Raw genomic sequence first — 15,981 nt, 5'->3', positions numbered from 1 at the left:
TAATTTCTTGCTCAGGAGTTAGCAGAGGGTAGCGTCCGATTTCTTTGAGGTAGGAACGAACTAAGTCTGTAGTTGGGCTGGGCATACTTTCAATTAATTGTGACGACTACTTTTCTTTTTCGTTTGAATAGAATGTTTTATCTCAAGAATTAGCTTACAAATCAAATCTTAACAATAGACTTAAGCCAATGTTTATCTTTGTCAAATAAGTTTATAACTATAATACTTGAAATCTTCCAATAGGTAAATACTAAAAGCTGCTTTATTTTATCAATAAGCTTTAAAATAACGAAGGAATGTAGCTGAGTCAAATTAGAGAGAAGCTACGCTAATTTTAGAGTGAAGTCCTCTCTTGAAGAGAGGATGTGTTCAAATCCGCTTCACATTTGAACAAAGCTTAAGAACGCTTTGCGTAGACCAGTTGAAAATTACAAATACTTATTTGGGGGATAATTATGGATATGCAACCTCTACTCACTTTGACAATCGTAGGTATCTTTTGGGCATTTTTTAGTCTCGTTATGTTCCAGTTCATTAACGGACTATTTGTATCGGCTGCTTACACTAGTAATGTGGTTTCGGTTAGCAATCTAAATATAGCCACTTCTATAATCCCATCAGTTTCAGAAGCAATCACACCACAAGCTCGGACTTTTGAAAAATTGCCAGATCCTTGGGCGTTAGATGATGAAGTTGTTCATAGCACAAGTAATGAAGCAGTTATTCTCTCATTCCCTACATTGAGATTACTGCCTCCAGTTAAAGAAATTTCGCCACAACCAAAACGTACTACTCGTTTAAATAAAGCTAACAATTCTGCCAACAAGTCACCGAAAACTAAAAAGGCTGATGTAAATTCTTCAGGGAAACGCAAGCCAGGCAGACCGCGTAAAGCTGGCTAATTCGTTTTTTAACCCTCGGCTGATCACCGAAGAATAAATATCTAAAGGTTCAAAAGTTTAAATGAGGCAAGTAATTGCCTCATTTCTTAATAAGAGAAAGGCTTCGCCATAGCAAGAGTGAAAAAATAATATTGTGAGTAATGCAATGGTACAGCAACTTTTCACCCAAGGTTTTCTGTTCGACTTCCAAACAATATTAGATTATGGGCAATCAATATTAAGTGTCGCTCAAGAGCTTTTGAAACCACTACTTGAAAATCGCCCCCTGAACACGAAAACTGTTCAAGCCCAAATGAATCGCCACTTTCACGGTACTGCGGCAGAGGGTACATGGCAGTGGAAAGATGCTTACGAAGCTGTGGAAGTGGCGCAAATGCTATATCTGCGTCAAAAAGGTTACAAGCTTTTATTAGAGTCGCCGCTAACAATATTATTGGAATTGGAGAAGTTAGTAGCCCTCTGCCCGACCCATACTCGCCGTAGTGAAGAGTCAGTACAGCTTCAGCAATTCTCCACCCCTCTGCCGCTTGCTTATCTGGTAGCCAAAGCAGGATTTATACAAGCTACTGATTTGATTTTGGAGCCAAGTGCCGGAACTGGTTTGTTAGCACAAATGGCTAAACTGCACAGTGCAAGTCTGATGCTCAACGAGCTTGCACCCGATAGAACGAAGATTCTGCGGCGATTATTCCCTGGTACACCATTATTCTCAGTAAACGCGGAACAAATTAACGACTATCTGGTTGGCAAGACTCAGCCCTCAGTTGTGCTGATGAATCCGCCTTTCTCCGCATCTCCCAAAATCAACAGTCGCAACCCCGACGCAACTCCTCGCCACATCAACTCGGCATTGCAAAGACTAGCTGACGGTGGACGGCTGGTAACAATCACAGCCAATTGGTTCTCTCCCAATAATCCCACTTGGCGCGAGACTTTCGTTAGGTGGCAGGATTTTGCGCGAGTTCTACTGTCTGTTGGGGTCAACGGCAAAGTGTACTCCAAACACGGGACGACGATGGAAACCCGAATTACGGTAATCGATAAAGTCCCAACTGATAATCCTGGCGACATCCCCTGTATTTCCGAAACTTTGGACTTGCCCGAACTGCTAGCGTTGATTGAGCAATTACCTAAGCGATCTTCGTGGCAACGCTCAGATATCAAAGCTGCTGCGGCGAAGGCAATTGTTGTTCAATTGCCAAAACGCTCTGTGGTAGCTCAAGCAGAAACACTTTCTTCAATTCCAGATGTGGTTATTCTGGAATACGAAGTCGTCGAATGGTCTGCTACAGAAGGACTCAAAGATACTTTATATGAAACCTATCGCCCACAACGAATCAGAATTAAAGATGCTTTACCTCATCCCTCACTGCTTTGTGAGAGTGCAGCCCTAGCACTTGTCTCGCCACCACCACCAACTTATAAACCGCATCTCCCACGGAATATTATCACACAAGGCTTGTTGTCAGAGGCACAGCTTGAAAGCGTTATTTACGCAGGTCAGGCGCACTGTGAATTTTTGTCTGGGTCTTATATTGTGGATGATTCTTGGGATAATGTGACTGTTGCGGCTCAGGGCGAGGAAAATGCCGTCAAATTTCGTCGTGGCTGGTTCTTAGGCGATGGAACAGGTGCGGGGAAAGGAAGACAGTGTGCAGGAATCATCCTCGACAACTGGTGTCAGGAACGAAGAAAAGCAATCTGGGTATCAAAGAGTGCTGCTCTTATTGAGGACGCACGTAGAGATTGGTGTGCGCTCGGAGGTAGTGAAAAAGATATTATCGACCTGGGCAACATCAAACTTGGCGACCCCATCCCTTTCACCCAAGGCATTCTCTTCTGCACATACTCAACTCTACGTTCTCAAAAGAACGGCAAAAGTCGGCTCAAGCAAATTGTTGACTGGGCAGGTAAGTACTTTGAGGGAGCGATCGCTTTCGACGAATGCCACAGTATGGGTAACGCAATGGCGCAAGAGGGCAAACTCGGTATGGTTGCAGCATCCCAGCAAGGCATTGTTGGGCTGAGGTTGCAAAACGCATTACCGCAGGCACGGGTTATCTACGTTTCTGCTACTGGAGCGACGAAGGTTTCCAACCTATCTTATGCAAATCGTCTGGGGCTTTGGCAGACTGGTGATTTCCCGTTTACTTCCCGTGAGGATTTTGTGGAATCCATTGAGGGCGGTGGTATTGCCGCGATGGAAGTCGTAGCCAGGGATCTCAAGGCTTTGGGACTCTATCTGGCGCGGAGCCTTTCATTCGAGGGAGTTGAGTATCAAACTCTCGAAATTGAGTTAACGCCCACGCAGGAACGGAGTTATAACAGCTATTCTGATGCTTTTGGTGTTATTCACCATAATTTAGACAAAGCCTTGGAAGCTTGTAATATCTCTGGTGCAAAAACGTACAATCGTGCTGCAAAGATGAGCGCGGTGTCTCAGTTTGAGTCACACAAGCAAAGATTCTTCAACCATTTGTTGACTGGCATGAAGTGTCCACAGTTAATTAAAGCAATTGAAGAGGATTTAGCTGTGGGTAACGCCATTGTTATTCAAATTGTATCAACTAATGAGGAGTTGCTTAAACGCCGACTCAATGAAGTTGCACTCGAAGAATGGAAGGACTTGAACCTTGATTTAACCCCACGGGAATACGTCATGGATTACCTGATGAGTGCTTTCCCCATTCATCTCCATTCCATCCATTCAGGCGTTGATGGAGAAGAAAGATCCGAGCCAGTCTTTGATGCCGATGGTTCTCCAGTTATCTCCCAAGAAGCTGTAGCCTTGAGAGATACTCTAGTTGATCGACTAGCAAGCCTTGACCCAATCCCTGGCGCATTAGAACAATTGCTGTGGCATTTTGGTCACAAGCAAATTGCCGAAGTAACTGGTCGCAGCAAGCGAGTTCTGAAAGATGATTCGGGGCGTTTGTTCGTTGATTCACGGGGTAGTGGCGCGAATATTGCTGAGACTGCTGCGTTTATGCAGGGAGACAAGCAAATCCTCATCTTCAGTGACGCTGGTGGGACAGGTCGCAGTTACCATGCTGACCTCAACGCTGTGAATCGTAAAAGGCGATCGCATTATTTGTTGGAAGCTGGTTGGAGGGCAGACAATGCTATTCAAGGGCTTGGGCGATCGCATCGTACAAACCAAGCATCAGCACCCGTGTTCAGACCTGTTACCACTAACGTCATAGGTGAACGCCGCTTTATCTCAACCATTGCCCGAAGGCTGGATAGCTTGGGCGCTCTTACTCGTGGTCAACGGCAGACGGGTGGCAATGGGATATTTGAGGCTAAAGATAACCTTGAATCGAACTATGCAGAGTACGCACTATACGAGTTGTTTAAGCAGATTTTCCAAGGTCGATTTTATGAAGTGCCTTTAGGAAAGTTCGAGAAAATGACTGGATTGTGCTTAACCTCTCATGAAGGCGGGATGAAAATCGACTTGCCTCCATTGCGGCAATTCCTCAATCGCCTGTTGGCTTTACGCATCGATATGCAAAACATTATTTTCGAGCGTTTTGAGTTGTTGCTAAGTCAGCAGATTGAAGCAGCGATCGCGGCTGGTGTCTATGAGATGGGTGTTGAAACGCTTAGGGCTGACAGGTTTACTATCGAAAGCCAAGAAGCTGTGTACACTCATCCCACCACTGGTAGTGTCACCAACTACTTGAAGATTGAACGAGTTCAAAAGAACAACATCAAAACTGCTGATGAGATGTTGGATTTTGCCGACAAGTACCAAGGGCAATTCATGGTGAATGAGAAAGGTAGTGCGGCTGTAACAATTCCAACGCATAGTATATTTGATGCTGAAGGTGGTGTTGTGCCAAGGGTATTACTCGTTCGCCCACAAAAAGAAACTCGTGTCATAGTGGAACAGCTAAATTCTTCCACTTGGCGACAGGTTTCGGCTAATACGTTTGTTGCGGCGTGGTCTACTGAAGTAGACGCACTGCCCAAGTTCACTACCGATTACCTGCACTTAGTCACTGGTATTTTGTTGCCCATTTGGAAAATCTTGCCGCAGCACAATAGCCGAGTCTTCCGTTTGCAAACCAGCGATGGACAAAAGATTCTCGGTCGGGTAGTGAATGGTAATGATATTAAGTCGGTGGCTGAACAACTTGGTCTGAAGGATAAGCTGTTAAGCCCACAGGAGTTAGTCTCTTTAGTGCTAAACGAAGGCTATTCCCAGCAGTTACCGGGTGGCGTTACTTTACGGCGTTCTTATATTGCCACAGAACCTCGCATAGAACTGGTCAATGCTATCTCACTGGCAGAGCGACTGGTGGCTGTTGGATGTTTTACCGAGATCATCAACTGGAAAAAGCGGGTATTCATTCCGGTTTCAGACAAAGCCCCAGCTATTCTAGCGACTGTGATTGAAATCTTGGGATAAGTTAAAAGCTGATGTATCTAAGTAAATACATCAGCTTATTTTTCGCTCAAACAATAGTGTGTTTTTATTGTACAAAATGAAGGTAATTATACGTAATAGCTCTGACGTGGAATACCTAGAATGTAGAAAAATGAAGAGTCACAATAGCAGTGACGAGCGTATGCTTTGGCAAGTAGGATAGATTTTGGGGTGCTTCACCAGATAAGGAGAAACTGAGCAGTATATGTTTAAGGGCGTTCAAGCTATATTTTTTTTCGTAGATGATGTTGTTGCAGCTGCTCAATGGTATGGCGAGCTTTTAAATATACCAATGAATTACTTTTATGTAGAAAATGAAATACAGGGAGCATTGATTGATGTTGGCAGCGTTGAAATGTTTTTCCATCTGGCAGATGAAAAAATGCGTCCGGGGAACGCAGGTCAAGTAGCGTATTGGCGTGTAGACAACTTTGAGCAAGCATTAGATTATGCCCAAAAGCATGGTGCAAGGCTTTATCGAGGCCCTTTGGTAATTGAGGGACAGCAAGCAATTTGTCAAATGTGGGACCCATTTGGAAATCTTTTTGGTATGCAGGGTAAAACCTGGGTCTAAGACAGGTGAAAGAACTTAACAAAAGGTCAAGTAAGAAAAATCGGTGCTACAAACTTACTACTCCCGGTTCGCCCATTTTTTCAGAAGTTAGATAAAAGTGAGCAAAAGCGTAAAGACAGAAATTATGTGTCAGTACTAAGAGTGCGATAAAACACTTTGTTTACACTGAAGAACGTGCGAATACGGACATCTACCTGGGTAAGTGCCTGTGTACAAACTTAGATGTAAAAATTAGGTTTGTTTTTATTTATTTCAAGTAACTTGCGCTTTTCTTCGTAATTAAAAACAGATATTTTAGTGTTTCAGCCTTTGACGCTTGGGAAACGCAACTCTTATTCTATTTAGGAGTAAAAGATTGACCATCAAGTTGAGTATAGATAGTAATTGGAAATCCAAGTAAAACAAGAATACGCTGTTGTAAAAGAGAGAGATTAGTTAAATGGGCATAAACTTCATTTTTGGTTTCGATTAATATTAGTGTGATTTCTTTAAAAGTAGCTAAAATCAGTTCCGCAGTTGGGCGTGCAGTCTCTCGTTTCGGATTACCTATATAAACTCCAGCAAGCTTTTCTTCATTTGATTTAAGACTAGAACGTACCTGAAATTCTAATAATGTTAAGACACGCTTTCCCATTTGAAAGTAGCCTAATTAAACCAGTAATATGGTCTTCACGTTGCAAGTAGATTGGTGTTAGCGACAAGGGAAAACCTTTGAGCAAATCCCCGCTCTGCCAAATACTCGTCTCTATAACAACGAACAGCTTGTTTAAGGGATAATAGAGAATCAGCTTGATTAGTAACATAAACACGCCAACCCAACAAATTAATTTGTTGTTTAACCTCTGATTCCAAAATATCAAAATCTAGATTTATGGATATTGACTCTCTGGTTTGAGGCAATCTATCAAGATATCGCCTAGTCGTTTTTTCATGTTGGGTAACTTGAAGATTAATTTCAAATAGCCCATTAGTACGATAACGTTTTAGAATTGCTGCTATAGATACTTCCCATTGGTCAACTGAAGTCAACTTTTTCTTGCCACGACGCGGTTTTTTGAGTAGTTCGAGAGCATTTGAGGTTTTTTGTAAACGTGTACGCAAAGACTTTTCTTCTGTTTCTGCCATTGCAAAGGAACGTACTATTAATTGTCGCTCATTCCAAGTAAATTCTTGACCATTTACTTCAATTATATGAGCTACTTCCCGTTCAAATCCTTGAGCAATCTGTTTATTTTTACCATCTGCGTAATCATAATCAATAGTCGTTAGTTGTTGTTCTCCATCCCCAACTGCTTGAAGATATTGTCCGATTTTTTCTTGTGTTATTTGTTTACCACTTAAGGGACAAAGATAAAAATCTTGACCGAGAGCAATGTGAGTACGAGTTGCTATTGATGCCATTTTACAGTCACCAACATATAACATTCCTGCTTTTTCAAGTGTCGAACGTACTTGGTTAATTGCTGGAATATATAATGGGTCATCTGCTTTATTTCCTGGTAATATTTCTGTTGCTATTGGCATACCTAATGGGTCTAAAGTCGCTAGCATAATTTTGACTTGTGCCAAGTCCGGTCGGTGATCTTTACTATGACCAAATTTAAATAGCCCTTCTGAGTTCACTCCACAGTGACTACTAGCTGTTGTACTATCTAAACGAACCTTTTCTGGATTTAAATCATAGACTTGTATCATGTTTCCAGAAAGTTCTACCTCAAATTGTTTCCAATTATCATCTTTGTTAAGATAACGTAATAGCGATTGCAAACGGTCGTCTGTAAGGTCTAATTCTCCTAACTTTTCCCCAACAAACATTTTTAATGTTTCTAACCTTTTCGCTACCCATCCTTGGACATGGTTTAAACGATGATCGGCAAGTGATAGTATGTGAGTTAACCAAATTATTGCCACGCTCCCTAGACTCTCACCTTCCCAATTTCCATGTGTGGGAAAATGCTTATTAATGAGCTGCTTTACACCCATACGCTCTAATTGTGCCAGCAGTACAGGTATATCATCTACTCGTTCGTTTGTAATTATAGGTTCTGTATCCATAAACCCGAACATATACCTACTCTGTCCTTTTCGGGAATATGTCGTTGGGTATACTTTTAACTGCTTATTTTCCCTAACTCATAAAAAAATGGGCGAACCGGGAGTTACTAGCTGATGCTAATACGGTGAGCAAAGCTCACGCCAAACTTTTTGGTCTACTGAAATTTGTACAACTTATTTTTACATGATGGCTTAATCAAATAAATACTCTTGGATATCATTTTGATGATGGCGGAGAATATTTATAGCTTTGACCTGGATTTGACGAATCCTTTCTCGGCTAAGGTTTAGCTGTTGGCCAATCTGAGCGAGATTGAAATGCTGATCATTCTCTAGCCCAAAGCTTAAAGTCAACACTTGACGCTGTATAGGTGTCAATGGTTCTAAGAATTTAGCTACGTCTTGCGATAGAAGTTCTTGGGTGAGCAGTTTTTCTGGTGAAGCGCCAATGTCTGCTAGAATTTCGCCTAATTCTGTCTCTTTCTCATCTCCGACTTGTTTATTTAAAGAGATGGCTGTTCGAGAGGCAGCGAGATGTTCTCGAAGCTTATCTGTACTGAGGTTTAATGATTTTGCTATTTCTTCAGCAGTAGCATGACGACCAAGTTTTTGAAAGCTTTCTCGCTGTACTTTCTTAATTTTGGTAAGTATTTCAGTGAGATGAACAGGCAATCTAATAGTACGCGATTGTTCTGCTATAGCGCGTGTAATCTCTTGACGAATCCACCAATAAGCGTAAGTCGAGAGCTTATAGCCCCGGTTGGGATCAAACTTTTCTATACCCCTTTGTAAACCGATTGCTCCTTCTTGGATCAAATCGAGAAATTCTAAATTGCGGTTTTGATATTTTTTGGCAACAGATACTACCAGTCGCAAGTTAGCTGTCACCATTTTCTGTTTAGCTTTTTGACCAAGGTGTAGCGCTGCTCGGATTTGTGTTTCAGTTTTTTCAACAGCATTGGCTAATTCTTTCATTGTTGGTTCCCGGTCTAGCTGTTGGGTGAGTTCATTTTTAGATTGCTCAATGGCAATCATTTCTTGTACCTGTCTACCATAAGCAATTTCTTCCTCTGGCTTTAATAAAGGATACTGACCAATTTCTTGCAAATAGATGCGAACCATGTCGGAACTGAGGCTGGACATACAAACTTTTCGGCTTTTTTTACCAGGGGATTTAAAAGTATAAATCAAATAATTCAATAAACTTTTTTATTTTTAACAATTCAGTCCTGCCTGAAGTAACCTCTGCTGTAACCTTGTGTACCGCCGTTGGTCATCAGTAGAGCGCACCGCCAGAGAGATCGCTTTTTTTGCTCCGACAACGATCGCTAACTTCTTGGCACGGGTCAGCCCAGTGTAAAACAGGTTCCTGGTCAACATCATGTAATGCTGCATATAGATTGGCAGAATCACTACCGGATATTCTGAACCCTGGCTTTTATGTATAGTAACGCTCCATGCTAAAGTAATTTCATTGAGATCAGCATAGTCGTAAATCACAGTACGCTCTCCATACTGCACAATTACTTCTTGTTCAACAGTATCAATGTTGCTGATAATTCCCAAATCTCCATTGAAGACTTCACGCTGATAATCATTCATTTGTTGAATAACGCGATCGCCAACTCGTAGTATCGTCCCACCCCTATTTATCTCCACCTTGTCGGGACTGGGTGGATTAATCAACTGCTGCAACACAGTATTAAGGTTGCGAGTCCCTACCAAGCCCCGTGACATTGGACAAAGTACTTGCACATCAGTGGCAGGATTAAAACCCAGCCGTGGAATCAAATCGCTAATCAACTCGCAGATTGCCTGTACACCATGTTCGGGCTGATGTCCGCCGCCGTGCCAAATACAGTCAGATTGAGGTGTGTCAGAAATCGGTTCAATCGTGGGATAAATTCCTCGATTAATTTGGTGAGCAGCAGTGATAATTGCGCTTGTTTGAGCTTGACGGAATACCTGGGTCAACCGCACTACTGGCACACGACCAGAATTAATCAAATCAGCAAGTATTTGACCTGGGCCCACAGATGGTAGCTGGTCAATGTCACCCACCAACAATAGTAGAGCGCCAGCCAATACTGCTTTAACCAAGGAGTAAGCCAGAAACAAATCAAGCATCGAAGCTTCATCAGCGATAATTGCCGTGTGGGGTAAAGGATTTTCGCTATCGCGCTTGAAACCCCTTGAGCGCGGGTCAAATTCCAACAAGCGATGAATTGTCTTTGCCTCCAGCCCAGTCATTTCACCTAAGCGTTGAGCAGCCCGTCCAGTGGGTGCAGCTAGAGCAATAAATTTACCCATTGCTTTCCACAGGCTGACAATGGTGTGAGTTGTGAAGGTCTTTCCAACGCCAGGGCCACCTGTGAGGATCATGATTTTGGAATAGGCTGCTGTTTCTACAGCTTGGCGTTGCTGTTCTGAAAGCTGAATTTTACGGCTGGCTGTAAAGCGGTCAATCCAATCACGCACACGCTCAATGTCAGTGCCAACAGTATTTTCCAAGCGTTGGCGTATCAGTTGAGCTAAATTCTGTTCAGTATGAAAGTAAGTCGGTTTGTAGCAAATTAGGGTTTTATCCTCATCCCACTCTCTAATCAGTTCATCTGTTAGAGCCATATCTTTGATGATTTGTGCAATTGCTTCTTCTGTGGGCTGATGAGATTCGGTTGTCAGCAGTTTGATTACCGACTCAATCAGTTCGCTTTGTGGCAGGTAACAATGACCATCTTCGGCAGCTTCACTTAGGCAATGGATAATCCCCGCACGGTAACGAAATTCTGAGTCTGGTGCAATTCCTATATTTCTCGCAATCTTGTCAGCAGTCAGAAAGCCAATACCGTAGATGTCAGCTGCTAGCTGGTAGGGGTTTTTGGTAACAGTAGCGATCGCTTCATCCTTATATTGCTTGTAAATCTTCACAGCATAAGTGGTAGAAACGCCATGCCCCTGGAGAAACACCATCACTTCTTTGATCGCTTTCTGAGTTGACCAGGCGTTTTTGATGAGAGTGATCCGCTTTTTGGCGATACCCTGGACTTCAATCAGTCGTTCAATCTGGTTTTCGATGATGTCCAGGGTTTCTAGCCCGAAGTGACCAACAATCCGTCTTGCTGTGACTGGCCCAACACCTTTAATCAGCCCACTACCCAAATATTTTTCAATTCCAGTGAGAGTAGCTGGTTTGGTTTCTTTGTAGTTGACTACTTGGAACTGGGGGCCAAATTGGGGATGGTCACGCCAGAAACCAGTTAGTTGTAAGGTCTGCCCTGGCTGAATGTTAGCAAAGCTGCCAACGATTGTTGTGAGTTCGGTGCTACGTGGGCGAGTCAGCCTTGCCACGGTGTAACCTGATTCGGCAGAGTAAAAAGTTAGACGTTCTAAGACCCCAGTGATTGTTTCGTGTTGAGGAAAGGCGCTTACTTGTTGAGGGGAAAGATTAGGAGGAGTGGACATTGCCTGTTAAAAGATGCCGCCCATCATTATAGTACTGGGAGTGGAGCTACTATAGTACATGAATACTATATAACACCCCCAGCATTAGTGTCATCTAAAACTCACCCTAATTTACCTTCATCACTTCTATATGTCATAGCTCTAGGTTTATCTTTTTCTTAAGTGGGGCTACTGCTGATTTTTTGGATGCTTGAGGAGGGCGGCAGCTTTCAGAGGTTTTTTGAAAAGTCAAAGAAATTTTCACTGAGATTAATAAATTAACCTTTATTGGATAGCTCTATTCTTTTGTCAATTTCTTGTAGCTTACTTTGAAGAGCTTGACGAACTTCTTCAAGTTGATTGTGATGAAATTCCTCAAAATTAATAGAACGGATAGTTTTAACTGTTCTAATAACTTTTTTATTTTCGTTACTTGAAATATTGGCGGATTTATACTGGCTTAGTGTCTCTTTAACTAAAGCTTTGGTTTGGCTCAAAGAAAGCCTTTCTTGTATGACTCTTTGGGCTAACTGAACTCTAATTTTTCGAGATTGAGCCTCATTAAGCTTTAGTTGAGTGGCAGAAAGCTTGTTCAATTCCCTAGCTTTACTGGCTTCTAGCCCTTCCTCTCGGATAGCAGATTTTAAATCTGTTGATAGTTTCAGCAAAGGAAAAATATTAGTATCAATAGAAGTAGGGTTAAGTTGTAATGCTAATATAACATCAAATATTTTCTGTTCTTCAGCACTTTTAAAGTCAACAGATTCTAACCACTGCCGTTGATTTTCCTGAGAAGCTATTCGGATCTCAGACAACTCCAAATTTTTACGATTACGCTCTAGTCGGCTCATAGCTGCGTTAAGTAGACGTGGAATGTTATCTTTCTGTTCTGACAACTCAGGATAGTCATATATGATTTGTTGAATTAAAGATTCTGCCAAGTCGAGAGTATTAAGATCCTCTCTATGCAAAGTTGTTGAAAGGGCTTGTCGATGAAGTTCACGGTCATCTGCTTCGATCCCAGTAAGTATAAATACAGCTTTTAGTGTTTTCCATCCAAGCTGAGGTGCAGATCGCCATCGTCTTTCTCCATCAAACAATAAGTATCTACCATTAGACAAAGGAATGAGAATTACAGGAGTATGCTGCCCTTGTTTTCTAAGGAGTTCAGCCATTCCCTGTATGCTGGCTTTAGTAAAAGTTTGTCTGGGCTGGCGAGGATTTCGATCAATCAAGTTAATTGGAACTTCTGAAACTCCTTGTTTGTTAGCTAATTCTGTAACTAGCTCTTGAATACGAGCTTCGAGAGCAATTTTTACCTCGCTGTTAACTTCTACATTCCGAAGTTGGTTAATTTCAGCTTCGAGTTCTTCAACTCGTTTAGTTAAATGATGAATTTTTTGTGATTGTCCTGCGTTTGCAAACACATTAGAAATATCTGGTTTTGACATTAGTCCTGACTCATTAGCTCTATAATTTTGGCAACGATGGGGTCAAAGTCTTTAATAGCTTCACAAGCAGGTGCAAATAAATGAATGGGTTGCCCTACTCCACTCGCATTAATAAATTGGTTTGATTCTCTAATTGGCGGAAAACATGAAATTCCAAGCTCTTGTAACTGATTAGGGATTTCTTCTCCAATGTTTCGATGGGCGGCTACTTTCTTTATATTTACTTGTGACGGTACAAATCCTAATATTTTAGGCTCTGGTCGTAGTCGTAACTCGTTGATCTTGTCATAAAACCAATTAATTAAACCTGCTGAACCATACAAAGCTTTATATTCTAGCTGCATTACAACCAATATGTCTGTCGCTGCGGCTAAAGCTACTAGACCCATAGGTTCCAGACCACCTGGGTTATCCAGAATAATAATGTCAGATTCAAGCGGATAGTCTTCTAAACGATCATGAAGCAGGTAATATTTTCTGGAATGAGAGTAAATTTTATGAATACTTTCTTCTAACGGAGCGCCGCCTAAAATAACATTGACATTATGGATTTTGTTTTCCCAAATAGGGAACAAAGGGTAATTACCTTTGAAATCATCTCTGAAAACAGACGCTAGGGTTTTTTCAGGAGGAGGATCTTCAGTTTTTGAAAAAGCCCCCGTAAAGATTTTAAGAGAACCTAATGGGTCTAGTTCAATAACTGTGACTGAGTAACCTTTTTTGCCAAGGATGTACGCTAAATGTGTTACTAAAGTTGTTTTTCCAGTTCCACCAGCATTAGATTTAACATCTAATCTAATTTTTCTTTTAACTGCTTTCTTTTTCATAGCTCAAAAACTAAAGGCTTATGGAGTAACGTTACTCCACTTTTTGAGAAAATTCTAAGATCCTGCATGGAGTAATGTTACTCCATGCAGGATCTTAGTGTAATTTATCTAATTTTTATAAAAATGTTGCACTAAATATTAGCCGATTTATGCAAGGTCATCAATGACTGTAGAGGTTGAGGTTGAGTTTTAAAAGAATACTATATATTGCATCTACAAATTGCCTTAGAAAACAGAAGCAATAAGGATAGTTATAGTTACATTAAAAATAGTCTGTCAAAAACTTTGACTCCAATGAGCATGGAATCTACTAAGCGACCACCCAAGCCACAACAACCAAAACTGATTAAGCACGTCCCTGCGGCTAAACAACCAGAAGTGCAGGAATTGACCAACAGTGATGCTCAAGTAGAACCATACCAAGATGTAGCAGGAACACCTGCTATTTATGTAGTCCCAAAAACAGTAGCTCAGTCAACCGAGAGTGCATCTAAACCAACAGAGAAACAAGAGCTATTTAGCCCTACCCCGGCTGATGACAATTTGCCGAAAGAACTCACAACTGGCCAACAGCCTGTCCATGCCCCTGTTAAGGAAAACCCCCTAAAGCCGCCAAAAGTTGAGCCGCAGGTGACTGGCAAGCGCAACAAGAAAAAAATAGATTTACCACCAGCAACCAAACCTCATATACCCTTTCAAGACCATCTCGAAGAACCAGAATTACCGCCGGAACCCTGTCAGCACATGCAATTCCTGGATTGCAACTCGGAGATAGGGCGTGTGATATTCGAGTGCTACCACTGCAAGCAGGGGATAATCAGCGAGTACACTGGAGAACCCGTAATGGGCGAGTACAAAGGACGACCTTCAGTGATTTTCACAAAGGTAAAATGCCCTAACTGTGAGCAAACAGCGATTAGGCTGCAAGCAAGGGAAGTGCTTTCGATTACGGCGATACCTTCACCTTGGCAGCAATGATGGCACACTCCCTTTTCAAGAGTGATTAGTAAGAGATATTCGATTGATAATGCAAAAGTTGAAAATTTTACCCTTAATAATAACTGCACTAACGGCACTGACACTAACTAGTTGCAGCACTACTACTGCTGAACAGTATGAAGCTACAGCACTCACCAGTTACACCTGGCAAGTTAAGTATGCGAATAACCTAACTAGTCAACCACAGCCACGCATTGAAATCTTTGCTAACACTTCAGTGGTGAATCGGAATGGATTGAAACCGGCAGGAGCAGTTATTGGCCCAGATGACCGAGGGTTATGGTGGCCTACTTTACCGCCGCGACCAAGTGTTGATGAAGTTGAACAACGCAAAAAATCTCAAGAAGAGGCAGGCAAACCTGAATTGATCAAAGATGTAAAGTACAAACTGACCTATGGAGTGGGTAATTCTCAGCAGACACTACCTACTAATTATGATGTTTATCGGCAAGTAGTAAAAGCTTACCCCCAAAAAACTCCTTTGGAATTGACTTTGGGTGTGAATGATAATTCAGTAGAAAAAGCTGAACCTGTAAGCAAGTAGTAACCCACTCGTTACGTAGTCAGCAAGAAGTTAAAGATCAAAACTGAATTGCTTTTCAACAAAAAATTGATAGTAAATTATAAATCAAAGAGTCAACGATGATCTAAATTAATTTCTGCTGCATTGATAAAAAGATTTCAAAAAATCCTACTGGGGGCTATGTGGGGGTTATGTATACCCCAACAATAGTTAAAGACTTTGGTGATATTTTGACCCCTATATAGGGGGTATATAGGTGCTATATGGGGTAAATTTGACTGACTGAGATTTTGTACCCCACTTAGCCCCCAATGGGTTATGATAAACTCCTGAGTCTGGATCAAAAAGGGGTAGTTATTTTATTTTTCTCTCCCCCACTCCCCAAAATTATCTGAACAGATAGCTTTCACAAATCAAAGTGTATTACCTTTGTCTTTATGTCAAACATTCACACGTTGCAAAAAATTTTTCCTGCGGGTTTCGATAACGGTTACGGAAGTCTCAAACTTTTAGTCGATGGCTTTGAAGTAGTTCGTGTCCCCAGCTATATAACCAATGCAGAAATGGAAGATGTGCCAGGGCGCGTAGTTTTTAACGGTACTGCTTATACAGTTGGAGAGTCAGCTTATCGGACAGGAAATTATTTTGACCGCAACACCGATAATAATGAAAATAAAGTCAATAATGCGTTGTTGACTTTATTAGGCGCATTGGCACATCTCCCACACCGTAAGGCTTGGCACTTAAAATTAGTCGTCAGTTTACATGATGTTGGTC

Annotated in this window: 11 protein-coding genes and 1 pseudogene; 6 read left to right on the top strand and 6 right to left on the bottom strand. The window is 41.7% G+C overall.

What is annotated here, in order from left to right; translation table 11 throughout:
- Positions 1-85, bottom strand: an 85-nt coding sequence (locus tag HWQ37_RS09150; RefSeq protein ID WP_292746058.1) for a sigma-70 factor domain-containing protein, incomplete at its 3' end; no start/stop codon positions are given.
- A gap of 370 nt (positions 86-455) precedes the next feature.
- On the opposite strand from HWQ37_RS09150, the gene HWQ37_RS09145 reads away from it, so the two are divergent.
- The 3 genes from HWQ37_RS09145 to HWQ37_RS09135 all read left to right on the top strand — a co-directional run bounded on the left by HWQ37_RS09145 (position 456) and on the right by HWQ37_RS09135 (position 5,908).
- Positions 456-902 carry a hypothetical protein gene (locus HWQ37_RS09145; protein ID WP_292746056.1) on the top strand — a complete coding sequence of 149 codons (447 nt, stop codon included), beginning with the start codon at positions 456-458 and terminating at the stop codon, positions 900-902.
- A gap of 145 nt (positions 903-1,047) precedes the next feature.
- A complete protein-coding gene (locus HWQ37_RS09140) occupies positions 1,048-5,316 on the top strand; it encodes a strawberry notch family protein (protein WP_292746054.1) in 4,269 nt (1,422 codons plus the stop codon).
- A gap of 223 nt (positions 5,317-5,539) precedes the next feature.
- The gene (locus tag HWQ37_RS09135; protein WP_292746052.1) at positions 5,540-5,908 is read left to right on the top strand and encodes a VOC family protein; all 369 of its coding nucleotides are present in this window, start codon (positions 5,540-5,542) and stop codon (positions 5,906-5,908) included.
- Between the two features lie 337 nt (positions 5,909-6,245).
- Here HWQ37_RS09135 and HWQ37_RS09125 read toward each other — a convergent pair.
- From HWQ37_RS09125 to HWQ37_RS09105, 5 genes and pseudogenes are all read right to left on the bottom strand, one after another.
- Positions 6,246-7,963: pseudogene (locus tag HWQ37_RS09125) on the bottom strand (IS1634 family transposase).
- A gap of 192 nt (positions 7,964-8,155) precedes the next feature.
- Positions 8,156-9,106 (bottom strand): RpoD/SigA family RNA polymerase sigma factor, encoded by a 951-nt coding sequence (locus tag HWQ37_RS09120; RefSeq protein WP_292746046.1) that lies wholly within the window; start codon positions 9,104-9,106, stop codon positions 8,156-8,158.
- A 72-nt stretch (positions 9,107-9,178) separates the two neighbouring features.
- Positions 9,179-11,425 (bottom strand): SF1B family DNA helicase RecD2, encoded by a 2,247-nt coding sequence (gene recD2, locus HWQ37_RS09115; RefSeq protein ID WP_292746044.1) that lies wholly within the window; start codon positions 11,423-11,425, stop codon positions 9,179-9,181.
- Positions 11,426-11,682: 257 nt separating this feature from the next.
- Positions 11,683-12,855 (bottom strand): ParB/RepB/Spo0J family partition protein, encoded by a 1,173-nt coding sequence (locus HWQ37_RS09110; RefSeq protein ID WP_292746042.1) that lies wholly within the window; start codon positions 12,853-12,855, stop codon positions 11,683-11,685.
- Positions 12,855-13,682, bottom strand: coding sequence for a ParA family protein (locus tag HWQ37_RS09105; protein WP_193920018.1), 828 nt, complete (start codon positions 13,680-13,682; stop codon positions 12,855-12,857). Before HWQ37_RS09105 ends, HWQ37_RS09110 begins: the two co-directional genes overlap by 1 nt.
- Before the next feature lie 300 nt (positions 13,683-13,982).
- On the opposite strand from HWQ37_RS09105, the gene HWQ37_RS09100 reads away from it, so the two are divergent.
- The 3 genes from HWQ37_RS09100 to HWQ37_RS09090 form a co-directional block, all read left to right on the top strand.
- On the top strand, positions 13,983-14,660 hold the full coding sequence (locus tag HWQ37_RS09100; RefSeq protein ID WP_292746038.1) for a hypothetical protein: 678 nt from the start codon (positions 13,983-13,985) through the stop codon (positions 14,658-14,660).
- Positions 14,661-14,709: 49 nt separating this feature from the next.
- Complete coding sequence (locus tag HWQ37_RS09095) at positions 14,710-15,225, top strand: hypothetical protein (protein WP_292746036.1); 516 nt, start codon at positions 14,710-14,712, stop codon at positions 15,223-15,225.
- A 416-nt stretch (positions 15,226-15,641) separates the two neighbouring features.
- Positions 15,642-15,981 (top strand): ParM/StbA family protein (locus tag HWQ37_RS09090; protein ID WP_465249682.1); only part of this gene is annotated, 340 nt, incomplete at its 3' end.

It is taken from the genome of Nostoc sp. NMS4, assembly GCF_017115095.1.
Classification (GTDB): Bacteria; Cyanobacteriota; Cyanobacteriia; order Cyanobacteriales; family Nostocaceae; genus Nostoc.
The sequence above is the reverse complement of the archived record's forward strand: the minus strand, read 5'-3'. Positions and strand labels throughout refer to the sequence as shown.

What these genes read in the sequence shown, in the direction of transcription:
- HWQ37_RS09095 (WP_292746036.1), top strand. Translation starts at nt 14,710, where the DNA reads ATGCAAAAGTTGAAAATTTTACCCTTAATAATAACTGCACTAACGGCA.
- HWQ37_RS09140 (WP_292746054.1), top strand. Translation starts at nt 1,048, where the DNA reads ATGGTACAGCAACTTTTCACCCAAGGTTTTCTGTTCGACTTCCAAACA.
- HWQ37_RS09110 (WP_292746042.1), bottom strand. Translation starts at nt 12,855, where the DNA reads ATGTCAAAACCAGATATTTCTAATGTGTTTGCAAACGCAGGACAATCA.
- HWQ37_RS09120 (WP_292746046.1), bottom strand. Translation starts at nt 9,106, where the DNA reads ATGTCCAGCCTCAGTTCCGACATGGTTCGCATCTATTTGCAAGAAATT.
- HWQ37_RS09145 (WP_292746056.1), top strand. Translation starts at nt 456, where the DNA reads ATGGATATGCAACCTCTACTCACTTTGACAATCGTAGGTATCTTTTGG.
- recD2 (WP_292746044.1), bottom strand. Translation starts at nt 11,425, where the DNA reads ATGTCCACTCCTCCTAATCTTTCCCCTCAACAAGTAAGCGCCTTTCCT.
- HWQ37_RS09105 (WP_193920018.1), bottom strand. Translation starts at nt 13,682, where the DNA reads ATGAAAAAGAAAGCAGTTAAAAGAAAAATTAGATTAGATGTTAAATCT.
- HWQ37_RS09135 (WP_292746052.1), top strand. Translation starts at nt 5,540, where the DNA reads ATGTTTAAGGGCGTTCAAGCTATATTTTTTTTCGTAGATGATGTTGTT.
- HWQ37_RS09100 (WP_292746038.1), top strand. Translation starts at nt 13,983, where the DNA reads ATGGAATCTACTAAGCGACCACCCAAGCCACAACAACCAAAACTGATT.